The following is a 253-nucleotide window of genomic DNA, read 5'->3' on the forward strand; positions in this document are numbered from 1 at the left end:
ACGTTAATGTTGGTGGTGTTGACGCCATCTGAGGCGCCGACGACTAAATTGTGCACGTTCGCCAGGGCTTCAAAGTCATTGGCGACGGCGGCGACGCCCGCTGGGGTCAAGCTGATGACACCGGTCACGGGGTCAATCTCAAACCAAGCGTCGTCATTGCCGCTGACGATGCTGTAGGTCACTGGTGTGCCTTCCGGATCGATGGCATTGACGGTGCCAATCACAGTGCTGTCGCTGCTGTTTTCAAAATACG

Annotated in this window: 1 protein-coding gene; it reads right to left on the bottom strand. The window is 56.5% G+C overall.

Going from position 1 to position 253, the window contains the following annotated elements:
- Nucleotides 1–253, bottom strand: a 253-nt coding sequence (locus tag H5185_RS22620) for a cadherin repeat domain-containing protein (RefSeq protein ID WP_182743387.1), incomplete at both ends; no start/stop codon positions are given.

The organism is Shewanella sp. SG44-6 (assembly GCF_014164185.1).
GTDB classification, from domain to species: Bacteria; Pseudomonadota; Gammaproteobacteria; order Enterobacterales; family Shewanellaceae; genus Shewanella; species Shewanella vesiculosa.